Genomic DNA, 7,614 nt, shown 5'->3' with positions numbered 1-7,614 from the left:
CCGCACACTGGAAAGAGGCGCTGAACCAGTTCTCACTCTTCTTCGAAGACCGGCTCAGCATCCAATGACACCAAGCGACTTACACAAGATCCCTGGCTCTGTCTCACATTCGGTGGTGACGGATTGTGCACGTTGAGCATGTCCACCTCGCGGAGAGTGCGGACAGCGTCCTGACCTCGATGTTTCGAGGCGGACGGCATCGTGCCGGGTCACCGGGCTTACCGCAGTGAACTCTCACTACCGGAGACCAAGTGATCGGCCGGATTCTTGGGGGAGGCCGGCTATGAGGCGCCGATCTGCGGTTTCGTGGCCGATGTCCTGTCCGTTGCCGTCATGGCCCACCGTCACCACCGAATGTGAGACAGAGCCAGATCCCTGACACCCCCGACAGACCCACAAGATCGTGTTGCGAGCTCGTAGGGCTGTGTTGAACGTGCGAAGCGCTGGTTCGGTGCGGTGCTGTCCGAGACGGCGTGTCCGGCTGGCTGCGATGTCGCAGGCGCCTTGTGCGGCACTGACGTGGATGGCGCTTTGGGTGGTGAGTTGCGTGTGTTGGTGTGTCAGCAGGTGTGGCGGAGGGTTGCGATGGCGTCGTGGCTGTGAATGCTTTCGAGGTTTTTCGCGGTGACGGTGTGCGTGAGTGTTTTGTCGCGGCAGGTGAGACTGATGTCGCGGATGATGTCTTCGACGAAGACGGGGTGGTCGTAGGCCTGCATGGTGACGACGCGTTCGTCGGGCCGTTTGATCAGCGGGATGACGGGGGCGGAGCCGGCTGCACGCAGCAGGCTGACGATCTCGTGTACGGGCAGAGGGTAGGGGGCGTCCGCGGTCCCGGTGATCTCCAGGGTGATCTCGCTGCGCTGGTTGTGGGCGCCGTAGTCGGAGATGGCCTTTGAACAGGGGCACAGGCTGGTGACATGCGTGGTCACCGCGGTGGCGATCGTGCAGTCGGAGGGGGTGATGCGGCCGGTGACGGTGACGTCGTGGGTCTGCCAGGACTCTTGCCGGCTGGCGGGAGCGGCCACGAGGGTGGCGATAGGCAGCGACAGGGTCAGGGTGAGAGTCGGGGCGTCGAGGAGGGTGAGGCCCCGTTTGAGGGCGAGGGGCAATTCCTGCGGGGTGAGCGTGGCGACTTCCTCGTGCACGAGGGCGATCATGCGGCTCATGTGGGTGCCGCGCCGGTCGGCTTGTAGGCCGACGGCCACGCTGATGTCGGCGATGCCCTGCTGTCGGGTGTGGCCGTCGTCGAAGGTGAGGGGATAGCGCAGGCCGCTGATGCCGACCTCGTCGATGGCGATGCCTCGGCGGTCGGGTTCGTTTTGGATGTCGTGCATGCTTACGCGCCTCGGTAGGTGCAGCCTGAGGTACAGGTTTCCCGCACGGTGATCGCGGATAGTGCGGGAAGCTCGTCGATCAGCCGGTCCCAGATCCAGCGGGCCAGGTTCTCGCTGGTGGGGTTTTCCAGTCCTTCGATGTCGTTCAGGTAATAGTGGTCGAGTTGCGTGTCGATGGGCTTGAAGGCGCGTTTGACGTCGCCGAAGTCCATGACCCAGCCCAGTTCTGCGTCGACGGGGGCTTCGACGTGCACGATCACCTTGTAGGAGTGGCCGTGCAAGCGTGCGCATTTGTGGCCCTCCGGCACGCGGGGCAGGCGGTGCGCTGCTTCGAAGGTGAACTCGCGAAAGATTTCCATTACTGAATTCCCAGATACTTGTGCGTCTGGAGGGAGAGTGTCCAGCGCGGGTTCTTCATGCAGTACTCGACGGCGGCACGGGTGTGGGCTTCGCGGTGGGCGTCGTCCAGCGGTTGCAGCCGGAAGTGGCGGAAGTCCAGGTCGTCGAACTGGGCAGGGTCGCCGCCGGCCTGGGGGTAGACCAGTTTCAGTTCGTCGCCCTGGGTGATGACCAGAGTGGAGCCGATCTTGGGGCTGACGCACAGCCAGTCGATTCCACGGGGGGCCGGGCGGGTGCCGTTGGTTTCCACTGCGACTTCGAAGCCTCGCTCGTGCAGCGCATCGATGGCTTCTTCGTCCAGTTGCAGCAGGGGCTCTCCGCCGGTGCACACCACGAAGCGGTGGGCGGGGTCGGTGCTGGGCCAGGCGGCCTCGACGGCAGCTGCCAGGTCCTGCGGGGTGTGGAAGCGGCCGCCGCCTTCACCGTCGGTGCCGACGAAGTCGGTGTCGCAGAACTGGCAGACGGCGCGGGCGCGGTCCTGTTCCCGGCCCGTCCACAGGTTGCAGCGGGAGAAACGGCAGAACACCGCCGGGCGTCCTGCGTGACTGCCCTCGCCCTGCAGGGTGTAGAAAATTTCCTTGATCAGGTAGGTCATGCTTAGGCGCTCTGGTATCGGACAGGGTCCTTCACGCCGGCTTCGGCGAAGCCCTTCAGGCGCATCAGGCAGGTGTCGCACCGGCCGCAAGCCCGTCCCTGCTCGTCGGGGTCGTAGCAGGAGGAGGTGAGGGAGTAGTCCACGCCCAGGCGCAGGCCCTCGCGCACGATGCCGGCCTTGGAGAGCGCGATCAAGGGGGAGTGCAGGGTCATCTTGGATGTTCCTTCCACTCCGGCCCTGGTGGCCAGGTTGGCCATGGTGGCGAAGGCCTCCATGTACTCGGGGCGGCAGTCGGGGTAACCGCTGTAGTCCACGGCCGTGACTCCGGTGAAGATGTCGCTGGCACCGACTGTCTCGGCGAACGCCAGCGCGAACGACAAGAAGATCGTGTTGCGGGCCGGCACGTACGTGATCGGCACCCCGCCCTCCTCGACATCCTCCAGCGTCTCGTGCTTGGGCACCTCGATGTCGGACGTCAGAGCCGAACCGCCGAAGACGCGAAGGTCGATGTCGGCAATGACGTGCCGGGCCACACCCTGGGCCTGCGCCACGCGCTGGGCCGCCTCCAACTCGATGCTGTGCCGCTGGCCGTAGCGGAAGCTGAGCGCGTAAGGGGTGAATCCCTGCTCCTTGGCGATGGCCAGCACCGTAGTTGAGTCCAGGCCGCCGCTCAGCAACACGATCGCGGGACGGTCCATGTCGTCACTCCCTTGTCAAAAGTCCGGTTGCCTGCCCTGAGGCACGGGAAGCCTACCCTGCTAACCAGCCGCTACAGTAATCACAACCACAGACGAGTTACTGAAGGCGGGGTTCGATCCGGAGTGAACGAGTTGCCCATCGTGGTCACGTGCACGGACCGGAAGACCCAGCCCCCCGACCCTCTGCTGCAGGTACGTGACCTGCCCCCTGCGGGCACAGTCGAACGGGCAGAGCACTGGGCCGCCCGCCTGTCCGCAGCCCAGGGGCCGCGCAGGGAACTGGCAAAGCTGTACCAGGGTGACCAGTGGTATCGGGCACAGGCCCTCTCGCAGGCTGCCACCCGGGCCGGATTCACCCCCCGCCTCCACGTGGCCTCCGCCGGCCTGGGGCTACGTCCAGTCTCCAGCCTCGCCCCCTCCTACTCGGCAACCTTCGCCCCGCGCCACGCAGATTCCGTGGCTTCCTCCAGCAGCGAGGCCGCCGACTGGTGGGATCATCTGCAGCGCTCGGAAGAAACCACGACCCTTTCCCGCCTCGCCGCACAGCATGGCGGCAGGATCCTGCTCGTCCTGTCCGAGACCTATGCCCAGGCCATGCACCGCGACCTGACCACCCTGGCAGCACAGGGAAGCGACACCGTCCTCATCGGCGGCGCCCGCGACATCGACGGCATCACACGCATCCCCGCCAACGCCGGCCTGCGCCGCACCCTGGGCGGCACCCTGACCAGCCTCAACACCCGCACCGCCGCCGCCTGGCTCGACCACTGCACACCCGGCAGCCTCCTCACCCCTGCCGCCGTGGACCGCTGGAACACGTGGGTGAAGCAGACTGCCCGCCCAGAGCACTACACCCGCAAACCGATGACGGACGACGAAGTGATCGCCTTCATCAAGGAAAAACGCGCACTCCACCCCACCGCCTCCCGCACCCGCCTGCTGCGCATGCTCAGGGACGCGGACAAAGCATGCGAGCAGAAGCGCTTTGCGGCCCTGCACTCCTCGACGACGGAATGACCATGACCTCTATTGTGCTTAAACGCCGGGCTCTGCGGATCGAGCAGCACCCCACGATCCCGCTGTATGTGTTCACCCTGGCGGCAGAAGAGGTGCATCAGGTCGCCGATGTTGCACGCATCTCCCGGGACGAGGCCGGCAAGCTCATCGGCTACCAGCGCCCTGAGAAGAAGCAGCACGTCAAGCAGATCCTCGACTACCTCGACAGCGACGAGGTCCTCTTCCCCAACGGCCTGATCCTGGCCCTGCCCGCCAGCGTCCGCTTCAAGTCCAGCCCCGGCCCCGGCAGCAGCGACGGCCTGTGCACCTCCGGAACGCTGGAGATTCCCCTGCCCGACTCCCCTGACGCCCCCCGGCCGGCCTGGATCGTCGACGGGCAACAGCGCAGCCTGGCCCTGGCGCGGACCCGTAATACCCGCCTGGCCGTGACCATCGCAGGGTTCGTCGCCGAAGACCTCGAAACCCAACGGGACCAGTTCTTGCGGGTGAACACCGTCTCCCCGCTGCCGACCAACCTGGTCACCGAACTCCTGCCGGAGGTCGGCACCCAACTGCCCACCAAGCTCTCCGCACGCAAACTCCCTTCCGTCCTGGTCGAAGCCCTCAACCATGACAAGGACTCACCCTTCAACGGACTGGTGCGGCGTCCCTCCACCACCGCAGAGCACAAAGCCGACACGGTCGTCACCGACAACAGTCTGACCACCGCGATCCAGGAATCGCTCAACTCCCCTTCAGGTGTCTTCTTCCCCTACAAGAACCTCTCCAGCGGCACCGTCGACACCGCCACCATCCGCCAGATCCTCGTCATCTACTGGACGGCCGTGCGCGACACCTTCCCCGATGCCTGGGGACTCCCCGCCACCCGCAGTCGGCTCATGCATGGCGTCGGAATCCGATCCATGGGACGCCTTATGGACCGCGTGATGATGACCATAGACCCCACTTCCCCCCGCGCACTCGACCAGGCGAAAGCCGAACTCGCCCTCATTGCCCCGCACTGCCGCTGGACACACGGCCGCTGGCCCGACCTGAACACCCCCTGGAACGAGCTGCAGAACAACCCCCGTCACATCAGCACCCTGTCGAATTACCTACTCCGTACCTATGTTCAGGAAAAGGCAAAAGCCGCGTGAAATTCTACTTCCCTGACAGCCAGGACCAGGTGAGCCCCACCTACGACTTCATCAACGACGAATACCCGCCGCACCGCGTACGCCAGCGTGATGATGTTTACGCCCATCAGGTTGTCACCCCTGTCCCCTACGACGGAATACTCGTCAGCAAAGCGGTCGTCGACGGATCGATGAAAGGAGCCGGAAAATACTCGGCGCCCCAGCGGGAACGCCTCTATCGCCTCGGCGTGAGAAAATTTCTCCGCCTCCCCGAAGAATGCTCAACCATCGGCGACTGTGGCGCTTTCAACTACGTTGAAGAAGAATACCCGCCCTACCAGATCTCAGAAGTCATCGACTTCTATGAACGCTGCGGATTTGACGCGGGAATCAGCATCGACCACATCATCTTCGGCTACATCCCGGAAGAATCAGACGAACACCCCGAACCCGCATGGGTGCACCGCCAGGACATCTCCCTCGACCTCGCCGAAAAATTCATCAAAGCCGTCAAAGAAGCAAGAACACCCTTCGAACCGGTCGGCGCAGCACAGGGCTGGGGACCCGCCAGTTACGCCCACAGCGTTCAGAAGCTCCAGAAGATGGGCTACCAGCGCATCGCCCTGGGAGGCATGGTCCCCCTCAAGTCACACGAAATCCTCGCCTGCCTCCGAGCCATTGACACCATCCGCGACCCCCGTACCCAACTCCACCTCCTAGGCATCAACCGCGTCGAAAGCATGGAACAGTTCGCCCGCCACGGCGTCACCAGCTTCGACAGCACCTCGGTCTTCCGCCAGGCATTCATGGACGACCGAAACAACTACCACACCGCCACCAACGCCTACACCGCCATCCGCGTCCCCCAGGTCGACGGAAACCCTGCCCTCAAACGCCTCATCCTAGCCGGCGCCGTATCCCAGTCCGAAGCCATCGCCGCCGAACGAACCTGCCTGCGCGCCCTACGCGGATTCGAACGCGAAGAAACCTCCCTCGAAGAAGCCATCGCAGCCCTCCAAGTCTACGAATCCCTCGTCCTCGGACCGAAGAAAAAAAGCTACATAGAGCTCTATCAGCGCACCCTGGAAGACGCGCCCTGGCGTACCTGCCCATGCGCCCTGTGTAAAAAGCACGGAATCGAAATCGCAGTATTCCGCGGCACCGAACGAAATAAACGCCGAGGCTTCCATAATCTGACCGTGCTTGAAACAAAAATGCGATCCCTCGCCTTCAGTTAAAATAAACCACCACTCTTTGAACATGTCAGGAAACCACATGGCCGACCGATACGAACTCAGGCTGCCGGCACTCGAAGTGCACCAGGGCGACAGGAAGATCTACTGCTTCGCCGTAGACGGCAAGAAGATCCACAGCTTCGCCGCCGTCTCCCGCGTCCGCCGCGACGACAGCAGCAACCTCCAGGGATACCAGCGCCCCGAAGTCCTCAGCCACATCCGCGGCATCCGCCGCTACCTCGAGTCCGACAACGCCATGCTCCCCAACGCCCTCGTGCTGGCCTTCAACGAATCCGTCCGATTCGAAAGCACAACCCGCAGCAGCATCGGCTACTCCATCCCCGGCGAACTCGTCATCTCCGTCGACGAATCCCTCCCCGAGACCGACAAGCCCGCCCTCATCGTCGACGGCCAGCAGCGCACCGCCGCCATCCGCGACGCAGACATCGCCGAATTCCCCGTCGCTGCAGTCGGCTTCATCGCCGACACCCAGGAAGACCAGCGCTCCCAGTTCATCCTGGTCAACTCCACCAAGCCCCTGCCCAAGGGCCTCATCCACGAACTACTCCCCGAAACCAGCGGCCACCTCCCGCCCTCCTACGCCCGCAAGCGCCTGCCCGCCCAGTTGATGACCCGTCTCAACACCGACGGCCAAGGCCCCTTCTACGGCCGCATCGCCAGCCCCACCTCACCTGACGGCAACATCAAGGACACCAGCATCCTGCGCATGCTGGAGCACAGCCTCTTCGAAGGCGCCCTCTACCAGTACCGCAACCCCGAAGACGGCTCCGGTGACGTCGAGCGCATGATGCTGCACCTGCGCTCCTTCTGGAGCATTGTCAAGGACACTTTCAGCGACGCCTGGAAACTCCCGCCCCGCCAGTCCCGCCTCACCCACGGCGTCGGCATCCAGGCCATGGGCTTCGTCATGGACACCCTCACCGACGACATGCCCGCCGAAAAGGTCGACTGCGACGCCGTCCGCAACGCCGTCCTCAGCCTCATGCCCGTCACCGCCTGGACATCCGGCATGTGGCGCTTCGCTGACGCTGAACAGCGCCGCTGGAACGGCCTGCAAAACACGCCCAACGACATCCGCCTGCTCACCAACCTCCTCGTACGTACCGTCCGAGGCTGAACAGCACCTTGGCGGTTTCACCTGATTTTCTAGCCAGGAAGCCCGGGGCTTCAGCCCCGGGAGGAATGGCCTCCTCGGAACGG

Annotated in this window: 8 protein-coding genes; 4 read left to right on the top strand and 4 right to left on the bottom strand. The window is 64.2% G+C overall.

Annotation, left to right across the window (positions count from 1 at the left end):
- Nucleotides 1–560: 560 nt before the first annotated feature.
- The 4 genes from ACFWUY_RS37045 to queC are packed head-to-tail and all read right to left on the bottom strand — an operon-like array spanning nt 561 to nt 3,026.
- Nucleotides 561–1,334 (bottom strand): GTP cyclohydrolase I FolE2, encoded by a 774-nt coding sequence (locus ACFWUY_RS37045; RefSeq protein WP_384120478.1) that lies wholly within the window; start codon nt 1,332–1,334, stop codon nt 561–563.
- Nucleotides 1,335–1,336: 2 nt separating this feature from the next.
- The gene (queD, locus tag ACFWUY_RS37040) at nt 1,337–1,693 is read right to left on the bottom strand and encodes a 6-carboxytetrahydropterin synthase QueD (protein ID WP_384120476.1); all 357 of its coding nucleotides are present in this window, start codon (nt 1,691–1,693) and stop codon (nt 1,337–1,339) included.
- Entirely contained in the window at nt 1,693–2,328 is a 636-nt protein-coding gene (queE, locus tag ACFWUY_RS37035; RefSeq protein ID WP_384120473.1) for a 7-carboxy-7-deazaguanine synthase, read from the bottom strand. The genes queD and queE overlap by 1 nt, the downstream gene beginning before the upstream one ends.
- 2 nt (nt 2,329–2,330) lie before the next feature.
- On the bottom strand, nt 2,331–3,026 hold the full coding sequence (gene queC / locus ACFWUY_RS37030) for a 7-cyano-7-deazaguanine synthase QueC (protein ID WP_384120471.1): 696 nt from the start codon (nt 3,024–3,026) through the stop codon (nt 2,331–2,333).
- 456 nt (nt 3,027–3,482) lie between these two features.
- On the opposite strand from queC, the gene ACFWUY_RS37025 reads away from it, so the two are divergent.
- Genes ACFWUY_RS37025 through dbpB (ACFWUY_RS37010) form a run of 4 tightly spaced genes read left to right on the top strand, consistent with a single transcriptional unit; the run spans nt 3,483 to nt 7,531 of the window.
- Complete coding sequence (locus ACFWUY_RS37025; RefSeq protein WP_384120469.1) at nt 3,483–4,043, top strand: hypothetical protein; 561 nt, start codon at nt 3,483–3,485, stop codon at nt 4,041–4,043.
- 2 nt (nt 4,044–4,045) lie between these two features.
- Nucleotides 4,046–5,179, top strand: a complete 1,134-nt coding sequence (dbpB, locus tag ACFWUY_RS37020) for a DGQHR domain-containing protein DpdB (protein WP_384120467.1) — start codon at nt 4,046–4,048, stop codon at nt 5,177–5,179.
- Nucleotides 5,176–6,396 carry a tRNA-guanine transglycosylase DpdA gene (gene dpdA / locus ACFWUY_RS37015; protein WP_384120465.1) on the top strand — a complete coding sequence of 407 codons (1,221 nt, stop codon included), beginning with the start codon at nt 5,176–5,178 and terminating at the stop codon, nt 6,394–6,396. Before dbpB (ACFWUY_RS37020) ends, dpdA begins: the two co-directional genes overlap by 4 nt.
- A gap of 37 nt (nt 6,397–6,433) precedes the next feature.
- Nucleotides 6,434–7,531, top strand: a complete 1,098-nt coding sequence (dbpB, locus tag ACFWUY_RS37010; RefSeq protein ID WP_384120463.1) for a DGQHR domain-containing protein DpdB — start codon at nt 6,434–6,436, stop codon at nt 7,529–7,531.
- Nucleotides 7,532–7,614 lie beyond the last annotated feature (83 nt).

This window comes from Streptomyces sp. NPDC058664, assembly GCF_042716635.1.
GTDB lineage: Bacteria > Actinomycetota > Actinomycetes > Streptomycetales > Streptomycetaceae > Streptomyces.
Note: the sequence above shows the minus strand (reverse complement) of the source record. Positions and strands in the feature narration are given on the sequence as shown.